Annotated in this window: 12 protein-coding genes; 5 read left to right on the top strand and 7 right to left on the bottom strand. The window is 75.0% G+C overall.

Annotation, left to right across the window (positions count from 1 at the left end):
- Positions 1-113 precede the first annotated feature (113 nt).
- Positions 114-314: an MbtH family protein gene (locus ACWDGI_RS31545; RefSeq protein ID WP_450764813.1), complete on the top strand. Its 201-nt coding sequence runs from the start codon at positions 114-116 to the stop codon at positions 312-314.
- A gap of 100 nt (positions 315-414) precedes the next feature.
- Positions 415-1,164, top strand: a complete 750-nt coding sequence (locus ACWDGI_RS31540) for a class I SAM-dependent methyltransferase (protein ID WP_450764812.1) — start codon at positions 415-417, stop codon at positions 1,162-1,164.
- Here the strand turns inward: ACWDGI_RS31540 and ACWDGI_RS31535 are convergent.
- The 4 genes from ACWDGI_RS31535 to ACWDGI_RS31520 all read right to left on the bottom strand — a co-directional run bounded on the left by ACWDGI_RS31535 (position 1,151) and on the right by ACWDGI_RS31520 (position 8,119).
- The gene (locus ACWDGI_RS31535; protein WP_450764810.1) at positions 1,151-2,482 is read right to left on the bottom strand and encodes an AAA family ATPase; all 1,332 of its coding nucleotides are present in this window, start codon (positions 2,480-2,482) and stop codon (positions 1,151-1,153) included. The genes ACWDGI_RS31540 and ACWDGI_RS31535 overlap by 14 nt on opposite strands.
- A gap of 112 nt (positions 2,483-2,594) precedes the next feature.
- The gene (locus tag ACWDGI_RS31530; protein ID WP_450764808.1) at positions 2,595-2,771 is read right to left on the bottom strand and encodes a hypothetical protein; all 177 of its coding nucleotides are present in this window, start codon (positions 2,769-2,771) and stop codon (positions 2,595-2,597) included.
- 134 nt (positions 2,772-2,905) lie between these two features.
- Positions 2,906-4,999 carry a hypothetical protein gene (locus ACWDGI_RS31525; protein WP_450764806.1) on the bottom strand — a complete coding sequence of 698 codons (2,094 nt, stop codon included), beginning with the start codon at positions 4,997-4,999 and terminating at the stop codon, positions 2,906-2,908.
- Between the two features lie 63 nt (positions 5,000-5,062).
- Positions 5,063-8,119 (bottom strand): AfsR/SARP family transcriptional regulator, encoded by a 3,057-nt coding sequence (locus ACWDGI_RS31520; protein ID WP_450764804.1) that lies wholly within the window; start codon positions 8,117-8,119, stop codon positions 5,063-5,065.
- Between the two features lie 406 nt (positions 8,120-8,525).
- Between ACWDGI_RS31520 and ACWDGI_RS31515 the strand changes: the two genes are divergently transcribed.
- The 3 genes from ACWDGI_RS31515 (at position 8,526) to ACWDGI_RS31505 (ending at position 12,228) form a co-directional block, all read left to right on the top strand.
- Positions 8,526-8,972, top strand: a complete 447-nt coding sequence (locus ACWDGI_RS31515; RefSeq protein WP_450764803.1) for a nuclear transport factor 2 family protein — start codon at positions 8,526-8,528, stop codon at positions 8,970-8,972.
- Between the two features lie 1,359 nt (positions 8,973-10,331).
- Positions 10,332-11,366 carry a LuxR C-terminal-related transcriptional regulator gene (locus ACWDGI_RS31510; protein WP_450764801.1) on the top strand — a complete coding sequence of 345 codons (1,035 nt, stop codon included), beginning with the start codon at positions 10,332-10,334 and terminating at the stop codon, positions 11,364-11,366.
- Positions 11,367-11,751: 385 nt separating this feature from the next.
- Positions 11,752-12,228, top strand: coding sequence for a hypothetical protein (locus ACWDGI_RS31505; RefSeq protein ID WP_450764799.1), 477 nt, complete (start codon positions 11,752-11,754; stop codon positions 12,226-12,228).
- Here the strand turns inward: ACWDGI_RS31505 and ACWDGI_RS31500 are convergent.
- The 3 genes from ACWDGI_RS31500 to ACWDGI_RS31490 form a co-directional block, all read right to left on the bottom strand.
- Positions 12,203-15,223 carry a lantibiotic dehydratase gene (locus ACWDGI_RS31500; RefSeq protein WP_450764797.1) on the bottom strand — a complete coding sequence of 1,007 codons (3,021 nt, stop codon included), beginning with the start codon at positions 15,221-15,223 and terminating at the stop codon, positions 12,203-12,205. The two genes, ACWDGI_RS31505 and ACWDGI_RS31500, sit on opposite strands and share 26 nt — an antisense overlap.
- A gap of 67 nt (positions 15,224-15,290) precedes the next feature.
- Positions 15,291-18,779, bottom strand: coding sequence for an amino acid adenylation domain-containing protein (locus ACWDGI_RS31495; protein ID WP_450764795.1), 3,489 nt, complete (start codon positions 18,777-18,779; stop codon positions 15,291-15,293).
- Positions 18,776-22,207: an AMP-binding protein gene (locus ACWDGI_RS31490; RefSeq protein ID WP_450764793.1), complete on the bottom strand. Its 3,432-nt coding sequence runs from the start codon at positions 22,205-22,207 to the stop codon at positions 18,776-18,778. Before ACWDGI_RS31490 ends, ACWDGI_RS31495 begins: the two co-directional genes overlap by 4 nt.
- Between the last annotated feature and the right edge of the window lie 12 nt (positions 22,208-22,219).

The following is a 22,219-nucleotide window of genomic DNA, read 5'->3' as shown; positions in this document are numbered from 1 at the left end:
GACGGGCCGACCGGCCGACCGGCCGATCCGACGGACCGTTCCCACGTCCCGTCCGCACCACCCGATGCACACCCATCCCTGGAACACCTTCAGAACACGATCGGAGAATCGTCATGCAGCAGAACTCCCAGCAGTGGCTCGTGGTCGTCAACGACGAGGAGCAGTACTCGGTCTGGGCCGCGGACCGCGGCATCCCGCAGGGCTGGCGCGCGGTCGGCGTCAGCGGTCCGAAGGAGGACTGCCTCGACCACATCGAGCGCACCTGGACCGACATGCGCCCGCTGAGCCTGCGGACCGCGACCGCCGCCGCGTAACACCGGGTCGGGGGTGCCGGCGGACCCGCGTCCGCCGGCACCCCCGACCGGCGCACCGACCACCAGGACCAGGGCGCAGGCCCGGAACAGGACTCGACGGATGACGACGACCCAGCCGCTCACGCCCCGCGCGGCCGACGCGTGGGGACAGCTTCTGCTCGACTGCCACACCGCGGGACTGCCGCGGGACACCTACCACGAGATCTGCGAACGCGACGACGGATACATCAGTGCCTACGACGCCGTCGGGTTCTTCACCGGACCGGACGCCTGGCCCGAGCTGGACCGCTGGGCCTTCGACCGGTTCCGGGGACGGGTCCTGGACGTGGGGGTGGGGGCCGGCCGGTTCGCGGTCCCCTTCCAGGACCGCGGCGGCGAGGCGGTGGGCCTCGACGTGTCGGCCGACGCGCTCGAGGTGTGCCGGCGCCGCGGGATCACGGAGACCTTCCTGGGCACGGTCGACGACCTGCCGGAGGGTGCGCGGTTCGACACGTTCCTGCTGCTGGGCCGGAACCTCGGCCTCCTGGAGAGCCGGGCGCGCGGACCGCGGCTGCTGAGCACGCTGGCCCGGCTGGCCCGGCCCGGGGCCCGGATCGTGGGGACGGGGATGGATCCCTACCTGCTCGACGGGGCCCGGCACGCCGAATACCTCGCCGCGAACCGGCGGCGAGGTCGGATGAGCGGCCAGATGCGGCTGCGACTGCGGCACCGGCTGCTGGTGACGGACTGGTTCGACTACCTGTTCACGTCGCTGCCGGAGCTGGAGTCACTGGCCGAGGGCACCGGCTGGCGGGTGACCGAGACCGAACGGCACGGCCCGGACTACGGTGTGGTGCTCACGCTGGCATAGCCGGTGGCCGTCCGCCCTCGCCGACCGCCACCTTCCGGCCCCGGTCCTCCGGGCCGATCCGGTGCATCACGGTCGCGCCCCACCGCCGTTGGTCGCGGCGCGTCTCGGCGTACAGGTGCCGGACGTGGTTGAGCACCGAGAAGCGGGGCTCGTCGCCGCCGAGGCGTTCCGGCCGGACCAGGCCGTACGTCACCAGGGTGAAGAGGATGACGGCGGCGTCGGCCCCGGACGTCCCGACGGCCGTCGCCGCCTCGGCGACCGACCAGCTGCGGTGGTCGCGGGCCAGGGCGGCGAGGAAGGACACGCCGGCCGGGCTGAGCCGGCCCAGGGTGCGGCGCAGCCGGACCACCAGGTCGCGTGAGGTGTCCGCGGTCATCGGCGGGGCGGTCAGGCCGAACGGGCTGCGCTCCACCTCGGCCAGCAGCTCCGGCAGGGACCGTACGAGGGTCCAGCGGCCGGCGAACTCCAGGGCCCTGGGCAGTCCGTCGAGGCGCCGGCACAGCTCGGCGACGACCGCGGCGTCGGTGTCGTCCAGCCGGAACAGGGGGTTGCCGGCCCGGATGTGTGCGCACAGCAGCCGTACGGACGGCACCTCGGCCAGCAGTGCCGGGTCCGCCTCGGCGCCGGGTTCGGGCACCGGCAGCGGGGCCAGCCGCAGGATCTGCTCGCCGGGGACCCCGCAGGGCCCGCACGCGGTGAGCAGGATCCGCAGCGTCGGGTGGGCGCGCATCAGGGCGACCAGCGGGGCGCTGTCGCCGCCCGCGAGGTCGGCGTCGTCCAGCACCAGCACGGTCCGCTCGCCGGGTGCGCGGTGGGCGAGTTCACCGGCGGGGAAGTCGTCGCCGCGGTCCCGCCACAGGACCTGGGTGCCGTCGGCGGCGGCGCGGCGCACGACTTCGGCGGCCAGATGCGACTTGCCGACGCCTCCTATGCCGACCACGGTCACCAGCCGTCCGCCCGGCTGCCTCAACAGGTCGGTGAGGGCGGCTGTTTCGGTGTCGCGGCCGATCAGCGGAGCCTGGACGAGCCAGGGCGTCACGGTGCCGTCGCCCTCCGCCGGGAGGCGGCCGTCGGGGTCCGGGCGGCGGCGTGCCGCGTCCAGCAGCGCCTCGCGCTGGGGGGCGCCGAGCCGCAGTCCGTCCGCCAGCAGCCGGACCGTGTCCAGCCGGGGCGAGAGGACCTTGCCCTGCTCCAGGTTGCGGATGGCGCGCACGCTCACGGTGGTGAGGTCCGCCAGGTGCTGCTGGGTGAGTCCGGCGCGCCGGCGGTGGTCCCTGAGCAGGAGGGCGAGGTCCGGCTGGGTTCGGATGTCGATCATGACTTACTCCGGTGGGGCCGTTCCGAGGTGCTGGGGGAACCGGTGGGCAGAACGCCGTCCGAGCGGGCCGCCCGGTGCCGTTCCCCGGTGTCGTTCCTGGGCGCCGCCGTCGTCAGCTCCAGGGGTTCGTGTTGTCCGTGGAACCGTCCTCGGCCTGCACGGTGGGCACCCGCTGCGGGTGCGTCGCGGCCTCGGCGGCCACCGTGCCCATGAGGGCGGCGACCGCGGCGATGACGACGACGGCGGCCTTCACGGGCTTCACGACCGGTGCGATGACAGTGCTGTTCATGGTGGTTTCCTTCCTCTCCCTCAGCCCTTGCCGGGCTTCTGGAAGGAAAGTTAGGAGTCGCTGTAATCACGCCACTTTGACGCCGCTATCCCCTCTGGATAGCGGCGCTGACCTGCGTGTTCGGCGCTTGTCGGCTACCAGGCCGAGGTGCCCGGAGCGGCCGTGAAGGACGGTACGGCGGCCTGCGCGGCATACGTCACCTCCTGCTCCCACAGATGCCAGCACACGCGCTCCAGGCCGCGTTTCAGATAGCGGCGGTAGGTGCTGAAGGACAGCGCGAGCTCCCGGGCCACCGCCTGCTGGGTGCTGCCGCCCTGGACGTACGTCGCCCAGACGGCCGCCCGCTCTCCCTTCGCCTTGGGGTCCTGGTCGATGGACTCGATCGCCCGTACGACGAGCCGGCGCAGGTTCTCCTCCGGGTCGCCGGAGCGCCGGGCGACGAACGCGGCGTGCAGCAGTGGACTGGCGGCCAGCCGCTCCCGCTGGTGCCAGACGCGCAGCACGTCGTGGACCGCCCGGTCGAAGGCCGCCCGGGACAGGACGGTCGTCCGTGGCAGGCCGGTGATGCCGGGTGTGCGGAGCCCGAAGAACATCCGGTCGTCGAGCAGGTCGCACCATTCAGTCATTCCCGTGGTCCCCCAGTCGTGTCCGAAGAGCGTGGCTCTGTGTTCGGCGAGCTGTGGCCCGCTCGGCAGGCGGCGGAAGTCCGCGTACTCCAGCAGGCGGTCGGAGTGGTCGTCGCCGCCCCGTGTGTGGAAGGTCCAGGCGAGCCGGTCCTGGACGTGCAGTTCCCGGGTGACGCGGGCCAGCATGGCGGTCGAGGCGCCGACGAGGTCGCGCGGGCGTCTGCGCAGCAGCGTGAAGCGGACCACGTTCACCCGTTCCCCCGGGCGCAGTTCCCGGTGCGACTCGACGTGCTCGCGCACGATGGCGAGCACGGGGTCGATCGCGGTCTCCACGGCGTCCCACCGGTCGAAGTTCAACAGGCCCAGCACGCCGACGAGTTCACCGCTGCGGGCGTTGCGGTAGAGGCGGAAGCCGCGCGGCCGGCGGTGCAGCCAGAAGTCGACGGCCGCGACGCCGTCCGCGCCGAGCCGTGCGTGCGCGAGGTCCCGGACGGCGGGGAGGTCCTCGGCGTCGCAGGGAGCCTCGTGGACCGGGTCGCAACGCTCGCCGCGGCCGAGGCCGGGGAAGCGCCGGCCTCGGGTCTGGATGTGGTTGAAGGCCGCGGCGGCGCCCAGGGAGACGGGTTCGGGGCGGGTGCGGATCAGGGTCTGCAGGTGGGCGCGCACTGCCTTGTGCAGGGACAGATAGGCCTCGGGCGCGCGCCAGCCGAGGTCGTGGTCCAGGGCCTCCGCCACCGCGGGCAGCAGCCGCAGCCCGCCCCGGCCGCTGGTGACGTAGGGCCGGCGACGCAGCCAGTCGAAGATCTCGGGCGCCTGGTCCGGCAGGAAGACCTGCAGCAGGTCCTCGGTGGTGTCGGGGACGTGCGCGCAGATCTCCAGGGCCCGCCGGTGCGGCGCCGAGGGGACCGGGCCCACCACCCGGTCCAGGAGTTCCGCGACGGCTTCGGGCGCGGGCCGCCAGTCGTCGTCGGGCGGGCCGTCCCGGTCCTGGGCGGCGAGCCGCAGGGCGAGGGGGTGGCCGGCGGCGAAGGCGAGGCGGGCGGTGCGGGCGGTGGTCCGGGCGGGTGCGGTGTCCTGGAGGAGCCGCGCCGACTCGGCCCGGGACAGGCCGTCCAGGCGTCCGACGCGGAGGGTGCCGTCCCAGGCCGGGTCGGTGCGCCAGCGCGGGCCGGGCGGCTCGCGGCCGGCGAGCACGACGAGGGAGCCCGGCGGCAGACCCGCGAGGTAGTGGTCCCGGAACCAGCCCTCCAGCGGGCCGAGCCGGTCGGCGCCGTCGACGAGGAGCACCGGCCGCCCGTTGCCGGGCACGTCCGCGGCGGCGGCGAAGCCCTCCTCGGTGGGTTCGGTGAGTGCCGCGTCCACCTCTACGACGTCCCGCCCCCGCCGCCGGGCCTCCACGGCGAACCGGCGCAGCAGCTGGGTCTTGCCGATGCCCCCGGGCCCGTGCAGCGCCAGTACGGCGATCGTGTCCGACGGCTGGTCCAACGCGGCGCGGAACCGGGCCAGTTCGTCCTCGCGGCCGACGAAGCCGCGCAGGAACGTTTCCTGACGGTCGCGGACGGGGGCCTGCCGCCGGCTCGCCGGGGCTCTGTGCGAGTTCATGTCGGGACTGGTACCTCTGGTCGGTGTCCGCTCCTCGGCACGTGCACGGCTGCGGCGTCGGCGTCACCGGCCCCCGGCGGCGCCGTCGGCGGGGACCCGCGCGAGCAGACGGGCGGCGCGTTCCTGTTCCTCGACCATGCCGAGCCGGCCGAACACCTCCAGGGCGTCGGCGAGCAGCCCGTCGGCCTCGGCCGTGTCGTCGGCGCGCAGGGACAGGTCGGCGAGGTCGACGCGGACCGAGGCGGCGCCGGCCTGGTCGAGGATGTCCTCGCGGACGGTCAGCGCCCGGGCGAAGTACGAGGCGGCCTCGGCGGGTTCGCCCAGGCGGGCGTGGACCCGGCCGAGGTCGTGCAGGATGTACCCCTCGCCGATCACGTCGCCGTCGTCCCGGACCATGGTGAGGCATTCGGACAGCACCTTGCGGGCGTCGTCGAACTGCCCGCGGTGCAGGTGGAGCTGGCCCGCGCGCTGGAGCACCCGGGCCTGTCCGCCGAGGTAGCCGAGGTCGCGCCAGACCTCCAGGGCCTCGTCGAGTTCGGCCTCCACCCGGCCGACGTCGCCGCGGCGCAGCAGGATGACCGCGCGCTGGACGAGGACGGAGGCGCGGGCCCAGGGGTCGCCGCTGCGCACGAAGTCCCGGTCGGCCTCCTCGAAGAACCGCATCGCGGCGGCGTCGCGGCCCGCGAGGCGTTCCAGCAGGCCGAGGTCGCGGCGGCACAGGCCGAGGCCCTTGGTGTGCCCCAGGGCGTCGAAGAGTCCGGCGGCGGCCGTCAGCGCCCGGCGGGCCTCGGGCAGGTTGCGGCGGTTGAGGTGCAGCGATCCCAGGGAGGCCAGCAGGGCGGCCTGGCCGAGCCGGTTGCCGCTGCGGCGCACGGCGGTCAGCGCCTTGCGGTGGGTACGGGCCCAGTGGTCGAGGTAGCCGCGGGCCTCGTAGAACGGGGCGAGGTTGACGGCGAGTTCCCAGGCGTACTCGTCCTCGCCCTCCTGGGCGAGGCTCTCCACGGTCAGGCTGAGGTTCTCGCGTTCGGTGTCGAGCCATTCCAGGGGCCGGGCGAGGATGGTCCGGACATGGCCGGCGGGCGGGTTCCAGTGGGCGGCCGACCCGGTGATGTAGTGGGTGCCGAGGACACGCTGCTGGGCCTCGCCGACCAGAGCGAGCCAGGCACCGCCCACCCGGCGGATCGCGGCCCGCCGTTCGGTCTCGTCCGACTCGGCGACCAGCCGGTCCCGGGCGAACAGCCGGATGATGTCGTGGAAGCCGTAGCGCAGTTCCCCGGTGGCGTCGACGCCGGCGACGTCGAGCATCTGCACGTCGACCAGGGGTTCCATGAGGTCGGACGGGTACGGCTCGGCGTGCGGCGCGTCGAGGAGGGCGCCACCGATCCAGCTGGGGAACGTGGACCCCTTGGTCAGGCTGAGCAGACGCAGCAGTGTGCGGTCGGTGTCGGCCAGTCCGTCGTAGGTCAGGGAGAGACTGGCGCGTACGGTCATCTCGCCGTGGGTGAGTTCGTCGAGTCGGCGGCGTTCGTCGGCGAGGCGCTGCACCATCAGGGCGAGCGGCCAGTGCGGGCGGGCCGCCAGCCGGGCGGCGACGATGCGCAGGGCGAGCGGCAGCCCGCCCACGGCGGCGGCGAGCGTCCTGGCGGCCTCCGGTTCGCCGCGTACGCGCTGGGTGCCGATGACGTTGCCGATGAGTTCCAGTGACCCCTGCTCGTCGAGGATGTCCAGCGTCACCCGATGGGCGCCGGGCAGTGCGGTCAGCCGTGTCCGGCTGGTGACGAGCACCCCGCAGGAGCGGCCGCCGGGCAGCAGCGGGAAGACCTGCTCCTCGCTGGCGGCGTCGTCCAGGACGACCAGGATCCGCCGGGCGGCGAGCATGCTGCGGTAGATCTCGCCCCGCTCCTCCAGGGAGTCCGGGATGGCGGGTCCGGGCAGGCCCAGCGCGCGCAGGAAACGGCCGAGGACCTCGCGGGGGTCGACCGGATCCGCCCGGCCGGCACGCAGCTGGCAGTAGAGCTGCCCGTCGGGGAAGTGGGACTCGGCGAGGCGGTGGGCGACGCGGGCGGCGAAGGTGCTCTTGCCGATGCCGGAACGGCCGGCGACGACGACGATGCCGGTGGCCCGGTCGGGCGCGGTGTTCGTGAGGACGTCCTCGGCCTCGGCGACGAGGTTCTGGTGGCCGACGAAGTCGGACGTGTCCACGGGGAGTTGGCGGGGGACGGCGGCACGGGCGGCGGTGCCGCGGCCGTCCTCGTCGAGGGCCTGGTCCGCTTCCGGGACGGCGGCGGGCGGGCGGGGCGGCTGGTCGGCGGCGCCGGGCGGGCGCTCCAGGCGCAGGGACACGTCCTCGGTGAGGATGGCCTGCTCCAGCCGGCGCAGGTCCTCGCCCGGCTGGAGGCCCAGTTCGTCCATGAGCAGGGTGCGGCCCCGCCGGTATGTCTCCAGCGCCTCGGCCTGACGGCCGGAGCGGTGCAGGGCGAGCATCAACTGGCCGCGGAAGCGCTCCCGTAACGGGTTCTCGTCGACCAACCTGGCTATTTCGGCCGTCAGTTGGTGATGGCGCCCCAGCGCGAGCTCCAGCTCCACGAACGACTCGGTGGCCGCGAGGCGTTCCTCGTCGATGTGCTCGGCGACCCGGGCGAGCGCCTCGCTGGGGATGCCGTTCAGGCAGGGGCCGCGCCACAGGCCGACCGCGGCGCGCAGCAGGGCGGCGGCCTCGGCGGTCCGCCCCTGGGTGCCGAGCCCGGCGGCCTCGGCGACGGTCCGCCGGAAGACGTTCAGGTCGAGCGCGGAGTCGTCGATCTGCAGGACGTAGCCGGGGGGACGGGTTTCGATGGTCGCCTCGACGGCGGCGGCCGTCAGGGTCTTGCGCATCCGCGACACACAGATCTGCACCTGGGTGCGGGCGGTCTCGGGCGGGTCCTCGGCCCACAGCAGCCGGATGAGGTGGTCGCAGTTCTGGAGTCGTCCGCTCTCCAGGAGCAGCGCGGCGAGGACCACCTGCTGTCTGCCCGCGGTGACCGGTACGGCCCCCCGGTCGCTGAACACCTTGAGCTCGCCCAGCACTTGAAAGGTGAATCCCACTGCCCGATCACGCGACGCGAGGTGCACTCCGGCCATGAACGCCTCCCCATCAGACACAGCAGGCCACAGCGCGCCTGACCGCCAAGTCTACGGCCCAAACACAGCTGCCCAGCGGGCTGAGCATTAGCTGAACAGCGGTGACACGCGGGTGCGGCACGGCCCGGATCACCGCTTCGACGTGACGTGCCGGTGTGCCCCCGGCGCACCGCACGGGGGCACACCGGCCGCCCGAGTGGCCAGTGATGACCAGCATCAGAGCAACGGGTGACCAGGGCGCGCGGACGGGATGCCGAGGTGTCGCCGACGCGGGATACCGCGGTGTCGCCCGCGCGGGATACCGCGGTGATAGCGGCGGGTAAGCGGCCCGCCGGACGATCGCCGGGTGGGAGCCGTCGGCGCCGCCGCGCCCGTCCACCCAGAGCGAGAGGTCGGTCATCCAGTCATGAACAGCGACAACTTCGGTATGCCCCCAGCCGGTTCGACGGTGACGGCGGCCGGTGTGAAGCATGTGATGCTCACCTACCACTACTTGGACATCGGGGACATCGACGGATACGCCTCCCTGACGGAGCAGGACGTGACGCTCGACCATCCCGGCGCTCCGCCGCACCGGGGCCGCGACGCGGTCCTCAGCGCGCACGCCGCGCAGGCGACGCTGCTCAGGCGGCATGAACTGGACACCGTGATCGCCGAGGAGGGGCGGGTGGTGGTGCTCGGCCGGGTGGTGCGCCAGGCGCCGGGCACCGGGGCGCGGGCGTCGCACGGTGTGGACTTCGCGGACGTGTTCACCCTGTCCGGGCAGACCCTGGTCCGCGGGTGCCGCCGCTACTACTACGCTCCCCCTCCGGGCGGCCCGGCGCCGTACCGGGAGACGTCCGACGCGCGGTGAGCGACCGGGCGGCGGGCGCCCTGTGACGCCGGCGCGCACCGCGAGGGGGCCGGCGGCGTACGCGCCACCGTGACCGACGGCGGCCCGGGACGGCGGGCGGCCGGTGGTCGCCCCGCCCCCGGCGTCGGGGCCGGAGTGGGTGCGGCGTCGTCGCGGTTCGGTCCCGGGCGCCGCCCGCGAACCGTAGTCGAATTTCTCGCGGAGTTCGTGATCGGCGCGGTTTCCGCGGACTTCAGGAGCACTTTGCGGAACCACCGCCGGACGCCCGCGCCCCGGCGCGGAAGCCTCGGCCGGCCCGAGTGCGCGGGGAACGTCGGTGACGGCTCGGGAAGCCGGCGGAACGGAACCTCCGAGGTGCCGGACGCGGGTTCGGGTCGCTACCAGGGGCGGGCCGTGATGGATTTCGCCGTCCGCACCGTCCGGCGGCGGACTCCCCATACTGCACCCCTTCGTGCGTCCCGTTTTCCGCTGTGCCCGCGGACGGTTCTCGGCCCGCGGTCCTCCCAATTCCCCAGTGTGGTCTCGGATCCGGCCGGAAGACAGTCACGCGATCGCGCCACACGCCGCCAATAGGGGACCGCGCAGGAACGCGATGACGCGCACCCCCGGATCAGGCGGAAACGGCAGGTGGGAGCGGCGCCGAGGCCCGGGTCCGACGTCAACTCCGCATCGGCGAATGGAGATCCTTCGGAATTCAACCGGGGAAAGCGATGCCGGCCGAAGGGGGCGTTCCGAATGCGCCGCCCCGGGCACCTCCCCGGGAAAGGGATTTCTCCGGAAGCCGCCGGACGCAGCGGGCGGATCACCGGCCGGAAATCCGCCGGACGCAGCGGGCGGATCACCGGCCGGAAAATCCGGGGTGCGCTCCGCAGCTGTCGCACCCCGGGATCATTGTGCCCGCCGGCCCATCGTCTCCATTTCGATCAACTCCCTTACCCGGAAAGGACGTTCACTGGGACGATCTCCCGGCGAAGGTCATATGCGTCGGGCACGCGCCCCCGCAGGGAGCCGTCGGGCTCACGTCTCACGACGGGCGGATGCCGCCGGAAAAGCCTGGCCGGAGGCGGAGCGAGGGGCCCCGGCGGGCCCCTCGCTCCGCCTCCGGCGTCATATTCAACTTCCTTTCTCCGGGCACGGGTTCGGCCAGCCGGGGGCGCTCGGTCGACAGCGGCACAGCCGTCGGTGCGCCGGACACGGCGAACCGGAAGATCCACACCGGGTGGGCCCGCCGACCGGAGACCTCACGCGACGGCGATGTCTCTACGCGCATAGAGTCGTGTGGGGAAGGTCACGTAACGTTGGAGAAAACCATGCCGAATCGCCTCCGGGTTCTTCACCAACTGTGCAAATACTGAGCGAATGAACGAGCGGAAAGCGTCACAAGGCTCCCCGTCCATCGAGGAGGACGACATCCTCGTCTACGGATGGATAGTCGACGGGGGCGGCGGCCGGGCCGAACAGGCGGCCGCCGAGCTCGGTCTCCCGCCCGAGAGGGCCGCCGCGGCGCTGCAGCGACTGGCCGGTCTCGGTCTGCTCAGAACCGTTCGCGCCACGTCCGAGGAGGTCATGGCCGTGGACCCGGACGCGGTGGCCGCCACCCTTACCGCGCCGTTACGGGCCACGATCCGCCGCCAGGAGGAACAACTCGACCTGGTGCACGGCAAGATAGACCGGTTGCGCGACCACTTCTTCGCCGGCCGGTCGGGCAACCGTGACTTCACGGTCGAGGTGATCCCCACGTTGGAGGAGGTCAGGGCCGCTCTGAACCGGGCGTCGGCCGAGTGCCAGGAGGAAGTGGTCAGCAGCCAGCCCGGCGGCAGCGGACGGGTTCCGGAGGCGATGGAGGAGGCCCTCGGCCGCGACCACGCCCTGCTGTCCCGGAACGTGCGCATGCGCACCCTCTACCACCACACGGCCCGCTTCAACGGCCCCAGCCAGGCCTACGTCGCGGCGGCCACGGCGCTCGGGGCCGAGTACCGGACCTCGCACGAGCTGTTCGGGCGGGTGATCATCTACGACAGGAGCCTCGCCTTCCTGCCCGACCGGACCGGCAGCTGGGGTGCGGTCGCGGTGCGCGAACCGACGGTCGTGGGCTATCTCCACGACATCTTCGAGCAGTACTGGATCCGGGCGACCCCGTTCTCCGACGCCGCCCAGGACGGGCTGGAGCGGGTGGCCAAGGAGATCCACCAGACGATCGTGGACCTGCTCGCCGCCGGGCTCAAGGACGAGTCGATAGCCCGCCGCCTCGGTATGTCGCTGCGCACGGCCCGCCGGCACATCGCCGACATCATGGAGGCCCTCGGCGCGGAGAGCCGCTTCCAGGCCGGTGTCCTCGCCGCGAGAGCCCAGCTGACGGGCCGTCCGCACGAGGGCAGTGGCGGGGAATCGTGACTTGCGCGCCCCGGCCCGGTAGGACAAAGTCACGCTCGTGGCGGGTGCCCGCGCCGGCCCGGCGGCCCCGGTGGGCGGGGCGCGGCCGGATCCCGCGTCGCGTGCCGCCGATCCGTCAGGGCACCCCGAACCGCTCCCGCCCGGGAGCCCACGGACCAGGCCGCCGGCCTCCCGTCCGCGCGGTCGCCGCCCACGCGTCTCCGGCGGCGCCGGCAGGCACGGCACGGCACGGACCCACCGTCCGGCCACGCCACGGCTTCGGTCACCTCCCTCCGGAGTGCCACCCGTTCACCGGATCCGGGCCCACACCGCCTCGGCGGAGCGCTGCCCCCGAGGGGTCCCACACAGTGCCTCCGCACGCCCCGGACCGCGTGAGGAGACGTGCATGGACGCAGCAGCCTTCCAGGCCGACCTGGAGACCTTCCTCACCGACATGGTGTGGACCTTCACCACCCACGGCGGCCGCAGCGCCGCCGTCGTATGGCCACGCGGCGAGGCCACCGTCGTACCCGCCCTGGCCGCGGCCCACCGGCAGGACGGCGGTTCGGCGCAGCACCACGCGGACGCCGTCGCGCACCGGCTGGGCACGCTCGTGGACCGCGGGGCCCTCGCCGTCTACCGCACCGTGCGGCCCGAGGACGCCGACGAGGAGACACCCGTCGCGGCCGACACCTTCCTGCTCACCCTGCGTGGCGCGGTGGAGGCACGGGTCGCGCCGCTCGGACCGGGCTGGCCCGCCGGAGTCGGCCGGCTGCGGCACCGGCTCCGGGCGGGCGAAGTCCTCTATCTCCCGGCCGGGTTCGGCAGCGCGCTGTCCGTCCGCACCCCGGCGCTGGTCATGGAGCTGACGCTCTCCGCGTGACAGGCACCCGGGTCGCGACGAACCGCAGCTCACTGGTGTAGCGGGCACCGGCGGCGTCCGGCAGCCAGAGCCCGCCGGGCCCCGGATGCATCTCCGTCAGGTTGACCGTCGCGTCCGGTCCGTCCGGCACCGCACGGACCGTCTTGGCCATGAGGTTCACCAGCGCCAGGCTGGTGAAGTCCGCCGCCATCGGCTTGAGTTCCTGTGGCACCCGGTAGAACACCCGCTCCGGCAGGCCCAGTTCGGCCCGCCACCGTCGGGCTGCGGCGAACCGGGTCGCCTCGTCGGGCTCGTGGGCCCAGGCGAGCGCGGACGCCGGCCGGGACCAGGACTCGCGTGCGACCACCAGCCGATCGACGGTCACCCGCGGCCGGTGGGCGGCCCGCCCGAACGGGCTGAACGCGCCGGCCACCGCCGCGCTCAGGAACTCGCCGACCGCCTCCAGGAGCGGGATGCACGTCCCGTCGCCGGACCGCGCCACCAGCCCGTCGGCCTCCCGGTGCACCCGCAGCCCGCCCGCCGGCAGCGGCGTCCCGGGCACCTCGGCGGCATCCTGCCCCTCCGCCCACGCCCAGTAGCGGTACGTCGGGGAGAGCAGCGCCGACGGCGGCGCCAGACGCGAGCTGACGAACAGCGAGTCCTTCGGCGGTACGGCGTACACCCGGCGGCCCGCGTGGTCGGCCTCCGCCGCCCGCAGCAGCCGTTCCGGGTGCGGGTGCCGGTCGACGAAGGCCCGCCCCTCGACGGTGTTCGTGGCCACGTGCAGTTCGCCGAGCACCCCCTCCCAGGCGCCCTCGCCCACCGCTCCGGGGGCCGCCGCCGCGATCATCAGGTCAGGGCAGTGATGCGTCGCGGCGGCCCAGGGCAGCGGCCCGGCCGGGAACTCCCGTGCCACGCCCGCGGCCAGTCCGGCGGCGCTCACGGTGTGGTTCCGGGCGTCGGGCAGCGGCAGCACGCGTCGCCAGCGGTCCTGGAACTCCGCGACGGCCTGCCCGACCGGTGCCGGCACGCTGCGGTGATCCGTGGACAGGCCGTCGGCCGCCAGCGCCACCAGCCAGGCCAGCGGGACGCCTCGCTCGCCGGTGCGCCGCGTCTCGCGGTCGTACAGGGCGTCGAAGAGGCGCCGGTAGCCGTCGGCGACCCGGCGTACCAGCCAGTCGGCGCTGTCCAGGAGCAGCCCGAGGGGCGCGGCCAGTTCGGACAGCAGCGGGGTGCCCAGATCGACCCGGACGTCACGGGCGGTGTCCTCGTAGACGAGGGTGCGGCCCGCGTAGTCGGCGCCCGGCCTGCGGGTCGCGTCCGTGGCGGTGATCTCCTCGAACGCGCCGCGCAGCGCGGTCAGAGCCGTGTCCAGGCGGTCCGGGTCACCGGCCGCCGTGGCCACGTCGGACCGCAGCCGCTCCAGCCGGTCCAGCGGGGCGAGGGCGCGGGCCCGTACCCCGGGGTCGCCGATCCGGGAGAGCGCGCGGCGCAGGGTGCGCTCCGGGCGGGCCTCGACGGGCCCGGTGAGGTCGAGCCGGACGATCCCCTCTTCGTGCAGCCGGACCAGGGCCAGCAGCGCAGCCTCCGGTCCGCCGGGACCGGCAGCGGCGGCCACCTCGGCCGTGGTCCGCTGTCCGTCGCACAGTTCCAGCAGGGTCAGTTCGCCGTCGGTGAGTTCCCTCGGCGGGCGCCGGGGGCGCAGCAGGGTGTGCCCGCGCCGGGCGTGCGAGACGACCGCGCGCGGCACCAGCCAGGGCAGCACGCCGGGCGTCCGGGCCACCGTGCCGGCGAGCGCGTCGACGGCCCAGTTCTCGAAGAAGGTGTGCCGTTCGGCGGTCAGCGCCGGCCCCGGACGCGCCGTCAGGGGGCCGGCCCCGTCGGTGCAGCGGGCCCAGCCGACGGGCCCGAACCAGCCGATGGTGTCGTTCTTCAGGGTGTAGCGCTGGAGGTAGGAGGCGACGACGAGTTCGTTGCGGCGGCCCTGCGCGTTGCGCGGTCCGCCCGCGGCCGCCTTGTCCAGGTGGTGGTGGGCCACGGCCTGGTTCTGCCAGAGCACGGCCTCCCGGAACGCGGGGTCCTGGGCCGTCCGCCGTACCGCCGCGCGCAGGTCGTCCACGGCCAGGTCGTAGGCGTGCTTGTAGTCGGCCGCCGCCGTCGCGTCACCGGCGGCGGCGAGGTCGGCCGCGGCGGCGAGACGGGGGCTGGTGAGGGGCGTGAGGTCGGCGGCGGGGAAACCGGCGCCGCGCAGCATCACGTCCCGCCACACGGCCCAGCCGGTCGTGCCGAGCGGGGCCAGGTGCGCCGGCGGGGGCTCTCCGGCCCGCGACGCCAGCTCGGTGCGCTCCTGTCCGGTGGCGGCCGAGCGCAGTCGGGCCTCGAACACCCAGTGCGTGACCGGGTTGCCGCGGCTCCACAGCAGGCGGCCGCCGACGAGGGTGTCGCCGCGCCCGGCCAGTTCGCCGTGCCAGCGGCGGAAGTCCGGCGACCGCCACAGGGCGAGCGGGACGTGCCGGTCCGCTCCCTCGCGGCGGTCGCCGGGGCCGGCCAGCGCGAGGGCCGCCGCGACCGCGCCGGGCAGGTCGTGGGCGACCGGGACGCCGAGCGTCTCCGCGAAGTGCAGCAGGTACTCGTTGCGCTGGGCGTCGGGCGGCGAGCCGAGCACCGCGCGCCCGCAGTCGTGCCAGGCGCCCCACTTCACGTTGGTGACCAGGCCGGGCAGGGTGGCGAGGTCACGCGGGACGTAGAAGAGGATGGCGTCGGCCGCGTGCATCGCCTCCTCCTCCCAGGCGACCTGCCGCGGGTACGGGGGTTCGGGCCGCCCGTCGGGTGCCTCGGGCAAGAACACGGCGAGGCGGCCGTCGCCGGTCCACCGTTCGCACAACAGGCGTTCGGCACGCGGGCGCCAGGACTCCAGTGCAGGGTCCCGGGGCGTGGGACCGCACAGGTAGAGGGAGACGGACCAGTGCTCGGGCCAGGGCTCACCGGCGTGGATCACGGTGACGTCGTGGGACACGGGGGGGTTCCTCTCGGGTCGGGGGAAGGAGCCCGGGCGGCGCGGTGCGGGGCGCCGCCCGGGCCGGTCAGCCGTGGCCGCCGGGGCGGGGCGTGGCCTGGTCGGCGAGCGCGCGCAGGTCGGGCAGGTCGAAGACGTCCTCGACCTCCAGGTGGAAGCCCTCGGCCCGGGTGAGAGCGGTCAGCCGCAGTGCGGTCAGGGAGTTGCCGCCCAGATCGAAGAAGTTCTCCTCCGGAGCGACCGGCCGGTGAAAGATCTTCTCGGCCGCGGCGAGCACCGCGCTCAACGCGGGATCCGCCAGCCGGCCGTCCGCACCGAGGGCGGTCCCCTCGGCACCGGGGTCCCCGTCGGACCCACCGGTCACCGCGCCGCCACCGGCGTCACCGCCGGGGCTACCGGCCCGCAGACCCCCGTCGGGCGCGTAGCCGCCGGCGTCACCATCGGGGATGCCGGCCCGCAGACCCCCGGCGGGCGCCCCGGCACCGGCGTCCTCTTCGGATCCCCCGACACGGGACCCGCCACCGGACGCACCGCCGTGGGAGCCGTCGCCGGTTACCCCACCGTGGGAGCCGCCGCCGGACTCACCACCCTGGGAGCCGCCGCCGGGCACACCGTCGTGGGAGGTGTTGCCGGGAGGGTAGGCGTGGGTCGCGGCTTTCCCGTACGTGGCCTGTACGGCCTGGCGGTCCGTCTTGCCGCTGGTCAGGCGGGGGAGGGTGGGCAGTACCACGAGTTCGGCGGGCAGCATCGCTTCGGGGAGCTCGGCCACGAGCAGCCGTCGTACCGCCGCCGGGTCGAAGGTGGCGGGGTCGGCCACCGTGACGGCGGCGGCCAGCCGTACCGTCTCGGGATCGTCCGCGTCCAGCACCACGGCGACGGCCTCGCGGATCCCCGTCCCCGGCAGGCTGAGCAACCGCTGTTCCAGTTCGCCCGGTTCGACGCGGTGGCCGCGGATCTTCACCTGGTCGTCGGCGCGCCCCCGGAAGTACAGGCGCCCGTCCGGGCCCGAGCACACCAGGTCCCCGGTCCGGTAGGCACGCGCCCCGTCGGCCGACGGTACGACGGTGAACCGCTCCCGGGTGGTCTCGGGACGGTTCAGATAGCCGGCCGCCACCGAGTCGCCGATGACGAGGAGTTCACCGAGGACGCCCTCGGGCACGTCGGCTCCGTGCGCGTCCGTCACCAGCACCCCGCTGTTGGGCAGCGGCCGGCCGAGCGGCACGTCGTTCCCCTCGTCGCCGCGGACCACGTGGTAGGTCGCCCAGACCGTGGCCTCGGTGGGGCCGTACATGTTCACGAACACGGTGTCCGGGTAGGCCGCGCGCAGCCGTTCCAGGAGCGCGCCGGGCAGCCGTTCGCCGCCCAGCAGCCAGTAGCGCGGGGCGATGTCCCACCGCCCCAGCGGGTGGCCCAGTTCCCGTGCGGTGAGCAGCTGGCCGGCCCGGGCGGGGGTGCACTGGCGGTGCTCGAACGGCAGCCGGTCGGCGGCCGTCTCACGGACCTCGGGCGAGCGCAGCTGGACGTGCCTGCCGTGGGTCAGCGGCCAGAACATCTCCACGAACGAGATGTCGAAGGACGGCGAGGTCTCGGCCAGCCAGTCCCCTTCCGCGGCGCCCGGCAGGGCCAGGGTCATCGCACGCAGGAACCCGCCCAGGTTGTGCTGGGTGACCACCACGCCCTTGGGGCGGCCGGTGGTGCCCGAGGTGTACATCACGTAGGCGGGTTCGTCCGGGTCGGGGCGGCCGGCGGGGAGCGCCGCGCTTCCGGCCGGGTCCGGGGGCAGGACGTCGGTCGTGACGACGTCCGGGGCGGGTGTCCCGGCGAGGAAGGGGGCACCGGAGGTGCCGGCGGCGCACACCGTCACCGCGGCGCCGGAGTCGGCGAGCACGAAGCGGTTGCGTTCCGCCGGGCCCCGCGGGTCCACCGGTACGTAGCACAGGCCCTCCTGCCAGACCGCCAGCGCCGTGGCCACCTGCCAGGAGTCGTGACCGCAGGCGACCGCGACCCGCGACCCGCGCGGCAGCCCCCGGGACCGCAGCGCGGCACGCATCCGGCGCACGGCGGACGACAGTTCGGCGTACGTCCAGGTGCGGTCGGCGTCGCTGAGCGCCTGGGCGTCCGGGGTGTGTGCCGCCGCGCGCTCGACGAGTTCGACGACGGAGGGCGCCGGTGCGCCGGCGGTCGGCGGCCGGCCGCCGAGGCGCCGCCGCACCTCGGCGGCGCTGTCGGCGTCCAGCAGGGTGAACTCCCCGACCCGCCGGTCCGGTTCGGCGGGCAGCTCGGTCAGCGCGCTGACGACGGCCGACGCGAGCTGGGGTGCGGGCGGCCAGGGGACGAGGCCGCTGCGCCAGTCGAAGAGGAGCAGCCCGTCCTCGGGGCCGAGCACCACCTCCACGTTCAGCGGGGCGCCGGGTTCCGCCGTCCGCCGGGCGGCCGTGCCGCGCTCGTCGGTCCCGGGCGGCAGGGAGCCGTCCCGGAAGGCGAGCACCAGGTCGGCGTAGGCGCGGGCGCCCGGGCGCCCGGGCCGGGTGGCGCCGCCGGCCGCGGCGAGGTCGCCGACGGCGGCGAACTTGCGCCCGTGCAGGGCCAGTGACCCGGCGCGGACCCGGTCGACGAGTTCGCGGAAGGTGTCCGTCGAGGCGCAGGGGATCGTGGTGGGCACGACGTTGAGGTAGAGGCCGATGGCGTCGAAGCCGACGGCCCGCAGGTCGCGGAGCGTCATCGGCACGCCGACGACGGGCGTCCGGTCCGGCGCCAGCCGGTGCAGTGCGGCCAGCACGGCGGCGTGCGCCACGGAGACGGCGGAGGCCCGGGCCCGCCGGGCGGCCAGCCGCAGCGCCGCGACCGTCTCCGGGGCGAGCCGCACGGCGTGGTGGGCACGCGCCGCGGGATCCGCGGCGGGACGGCTCAACAGGGCACCCGACGGTTCGGCGACGGACGGCCGGGACGGCCCCGTCCTCTCGGCGCCGGGCGGCGGGGAGGCTTCTTCCGCAAGCGGGGGAAGGGGCCGCCGGGACGCCGCCAGGAGTGCCTCCTGGGCCCGCCGGTAGCGGTCACCGTCGTCCTCGGGGACGGCGTCGGGGTGGGTCAGGAAAAACCGCAGGGCCCGGCCGAGCAGCAGCACGGAGTGCTCGTCGACGAGCGCGTGGTGCACGCGCAGCGCGAGCACCGGACCGTTCCCGCGCAGGTCGAGACGGGCCGTCAGCAGCACAGGCCCGAACGGCGCGAGGCCGTCCGCGTCCGGGTCGTCCTCGCCCAGGGTGACCCGGGTGGTCGCCTCGGGCAGGTCGTCGTATCCGCGCAGCTCCTGGAGGAGCAGGTCGGGGGTGTCGTGGAAGCGGACGCGCAGGGCCGTCGCCGAACGCAGCAGGACGGTCCAGGCCCGTTGCGCCTGGGCCAGGCTCACCACGCCGTCCACTCCCCCGTCGCCGTCCAGCGGGATCCGGACGGGCAGGGTGCCGACCCGGTGCCGCTCGGACAGGAGCGAGGCGATCAGCTGGGCCGCCTGGTGCGGTGTCGCCTCCAGCGCCGGCGCCGGTTGCGGGGCGGAGTTCATCGGGTCTCCTCACCGGCCGCCGTGCCGCCGAGCACGGAGCCGATCAGTCGGTGGGCGAGGTCCAGACGCTCCCGCCGGGACAGCGGGGCGAGCGCGGGCCACAGCGTTTCGAGGGCCGCGCTCCCGTCCCCGACGGGTTCCGCCCCGGCGGAATCGGCCGTCACGGCGGACACGGGCGCCCTCGGCCCGGGCGCGGTGGGCACGGCTGCCGTCGACGGGGGCGCGGTGGGCACGGCTGCCGTCGGCACAGGTGCGGGCGCCGCGGACGCGCTCGGCCCGGACGGCGTCGTCCCGAGCCCGGACGGCGCGGGCCCGGTCGGCCCGGTCGGCGCCGTCGGCGCGGTCAGCCCGGTCAGCCCGGTCAGCCCGATCGGCTCGGGCACGGCGTTCGCCGTGGGCCGGGCCCGCTCCGCGAGTTCCGTCAGGCGGCGCTGGTCGACCTTGCCGCTGGAGTTGTACGGCAGGGTGTCCGGGTGGTGGATCGTCAGATGGCGCAGCTGCGCGGGCAGGGCCGCGCGGACCGCCTCGTCCGTCGCGGCGGCGGCGGTGCCCGCGGCGAGGGTGACGAACAGGTGCAGCCGGGGACCGGCGGCCGAGCCCACGGTCAGCGCCACGGCCTGCTCGACACCGGGCCGGCGCAGTGCGACGGCCTCGATCTCGCCGAGCTCGAAGCGCACCCCGGCCAGCTTGAACTGCCGGTCCCGGCGCCCCGAGTAGTGCAGCCGGCCACCGCTGTCGAGGTGGACGACGTCGCCGGTGCGGTACACGACCGCGCCGTCCTCGGCGTAGGGGTCGGCGACGAAGCGGGCCGCGGTCTGGCGGGGTGCGCCCGCGTAGCCGGTGGCCACCCCGTCGCCGCCGACCCACAGTTCGCCCTGCTCGCCGGGGACGGCGAGGGCGCCGTCGGGGGTGACCACGCGTGCGTAGCCGTACGGCAGCGGGTGGCCGATCGGGGGCAGCGCGGCGCCGCCGGGGTCGACCCAGCCGGCCGTGGCGACCACGGTCGTCTCGGTCGGGCCGTACATGTTCAGCACCTCGAACGGCACGTCCTCGGGGAGGGCGTGCAGCCGGTCGCCGCCGGTGGAGACGCGGTCCAGCCGGCTGCCCGCCGGCTTCGGCACCCGGGCGAGGAGTTCGGCGATCGGCGTGGAGACGAAGGCGTACTCGACGCCCGTCTCGGCGAACCAGCCCGCGAGGCGCTGCGGGTCGGCGCGGAGTCCGGCCGGCGCGAACCGGATCCGGGCACCGGCGTACAGGCCGGACCACACCTCGAAGGCGGAGGCGTCGAAGGCGGCGTTGGCGAGCTGTCCGACGACGGTGTCCGGGCCGAGCCGCAGTTCGCGCACCGCCCACGCGGCGAGCCGGTCCAGGGCGGGCCGGGGCACCATGACCCCCTTGGGCTCGCCGGTGCTTCCGGAGGTGAACATGACGTAGGCGGGGGCGGCGGTGTCGCCGTCGGGCGCGGTCCGCGGGGCCGCGGGGCCGGCGTCCCACTCGGCGGCCAGGCCGGTCCAGTCCAGCAGGCGCGGCGCGCCGTCCGCCCCGTCGAGGGCGGCGGCCAGGTCGTCGGGGACGCCGGGCAGGCGGACGACGGTGGCGCAGCGGGCCTGGGCGACCATGGAGGCGAGCCGTTCGGCGGGCTGTCCGGCCTCCAGGGGCACATAGGTGCCGCCGGCGTGCAGTACCGCATAGGCGCAGGCGAAGAAGTCGGGCGAGGCCGTCCCCAGGATGCCGACCACCCCGCCCGGCGGGACCGGCAGCCGCCGGGCCGCCTCACCCCAGGCCGCGAGGCGTCCGTACGTCACCTGCCGGGCGCCGTCGTCGAGGGCCACGGCCTCCGGTTCGGCCGCGGCCCGTGCGGTCACCTTCGCCACGAGCGCGGTGGCCGGCGCGGTCCGCGGCCCGGGCAGCAACTGGACCCAGGTGCGCAGCCATTCCAGCGTCCCGGTCCACAGCGCCCACAGGTCGTCCTGGCCGACCGCGCCGTCCTGGGCCTCCATCAGCAGCTCGACGCGGGTGTCGTCGCCGGTCCCGGAGGTGACGGCGACGACGTTCACGGGGAACTTGGCGGCCCCGTTGAAGACCCCGAGCTGGACGCGCGCGGTGGCGCCGGCCACCTCGACCTCGCGCTCGACCTGCTGGTGCATGCTGAACGCGGCGCGCACCACGGCGCCGTCGCCGCGTCCGTCGGTGCCGCCGACGGCCTGGACGACGTCGGCGAGGGGTACGGCGGATCGGTCCATCGCCTCGCGCAGAGCGCCCCGGGTGCGCCGCAGGGTGGCCTCGGGCAGTTCCCCGGGCCGCCGTTCGACGACCACGGGGACGGTGGAGACGAACATCCCCACGGTGTCCTCGTGGCCGGGCGGCCGGTTCTCCACGGCGCTGCCGAGCACGGCGGCGCCGACACCCTCGTACTGGGTGAGCGCCTGCGAGAACGCGGTGAACAGGGCGGTGAACAAGGACACCGACGCCCGCCGGGCGCCCGCCCTGACCTCGCGCAGCAGCGCGGGGGGCACGGGCAGCCGCAGGAAGGTGTCCCGGCCCGTCGTCGGGATCCCGGCGTCCAGGATCCGGCCGGCGGCCTTCGCGGCCCGTTCGGCGACCTCGCGGACCTCGCCGGGATCGGCGGGGGTCTGGGCGGCGGCGTAGGCGAAGTAGCGCGGATCCGGGTCCGATTGGGCGGTGTCGTCGTCGAGGCCGCCGAGCAGGGCGACGAAGGACTTGCCGTCGTGGATGAGGTGGTGCTCGGTGTGCACGAGCACGGCGCGGCCGTCCGGCAGACGTACCAGCACCCAGCGCAGCAGCGGTCCGGTCGTCAGGTCGAAGGGGCGGTCGGCGCCGCTGAGACGGACGAGTTCCTCCGGGGAGGCGGTCGGCTCGGGCAGGTCCACCACGGTCAGGTCGACCTCGGCGTCGGTGACGTCGGCGGCGGGCACCGCCTGCCAGGGCTCGCCGTCGTCGAACAACAGCCGGGCGCGCAGCACCGGGTGACGGTGCAGCAGCCGGCGGAGCCGGGCGCGCAGGGCGGCGGGGCGGGGCGCCTCGGCGAAGTGGAACAGGGCGTGGAAGACGTAGCGGGAGGAGTCCGGGTCGAGGAGGGACTGGTACCAGATCACGCGCTGCTGCCAGGTCAGGGGCGCGCGGTCGGCCGGCGCGGGGGCCGCGGCGTGGTCGGCCGGGTCGGTGCGGGGGCGGGCGGCGAGGTCGTCCAGGAGCCGCCGCACGCTGGCGGCGTTGAGCAGTTCGTGGGCGCCGAGGGCGAGTCCGTGGGTGCGGCGCATCCGCACGGTGACCTGCGCGGCGTCCAGGGAACTGCCGCCCAGGGCCGCGAACGGGACGTCGAGCGGCTCCCCGGGGGCGAGACCGAGGGCCTGCCGGACGTCGTCGGCCAGACTCTCCACGACGGCGGTGGCCGTGTTCGTTGTCATGCGTCGCTCTCC

This window comes from Streptomyces sp. NPDC001220 (assembly GCF_053597895.1).
This window is presented reverse-complemented; position numbering and strand designations above follow the sequence as displayed.

Bases quoted from the DNA above. Each gene is read 5' to 3' on its own strand.
- ACWDGI_RS31505 (WP_450764799.1), top strand. From the start codon at position 11,752: ATGGACGCAGCAGCCTTCCAGGCCGACCTGGAGACCTTCCTCACCGAC.
- ACWDGI_RS31530 (WP_450764808.1), bottom strand. From the start codon at position 2,771: ATGAACAGCACTGTCATCGCACCGGTCGTGAAGCCCGTGAAGGCCGCC.
- ACWDGI_RS31490 (WP_450764793.1), bottom strand. From the start codon at position 22,207: ATGACAACGAACACGGCCACCGCCGTCGTGGAGAGTCTGGCCGACGAC.
- ACWDGI_RS31535 (WP_450764810.1), bottom strand. From the start codon at position 2,482: ATGATCGACATCCGAACCCAGCCGGACCTCGCCCTCCTGCTCAGGGAC.
- ACWDGI_RS31510 (WP_450764801.1), top strand. From the start codon at position 10,332: ATGAACGAGCGGAAAGCGTCACAAGGCTCCCCGTCCATCGAGGAGGAC.
- ACWDGI_RS31540 (WP_450764812.1), top strand. From the start codon at position 415: ATGACGACGACCCAGCCGCTCACGCCCCGCGCGGCCGACGCGTGGGGA.
- ACWDGI_RS31495 (WP_450764795.1), bottom strand. From the start codon at position 18,779: ATGAACTCCGCCCCGCAACCGGCGCCGGCGCTGGAGGCGACACCGCAC.
- ACWDGI_RS31545 (WP_450764813.1), top strand. From the start codon at position 114: ATGCAGCAGAACTCCCAGCAGTGGCTCGTGGTCGTCAACGACGAGGAG.
- ACWDGI_RS31525 (WP_450764806.1), bottom strand. From the start codon at position 4,999: ATGAACTCGCACAGAGCCCCGGCGAGCCGGCGGCAGGCCCCCGTCCGC.
- ACWDGI_RS31520 (WP_450764804.1), bottom strand. From the start codon at position 8,119: ATGGCCGGAGTGCACCTCGCGTCGCGTGATCGGGCAGTGGGATTCACC.
- ACWDGI_RS31515 (WP_450764803.1), top strand. From the start codon at position 8,526: ATGAACAGCGACAACTTCGGTATGCCCCCAGCCGGTTCGACGGTGACG.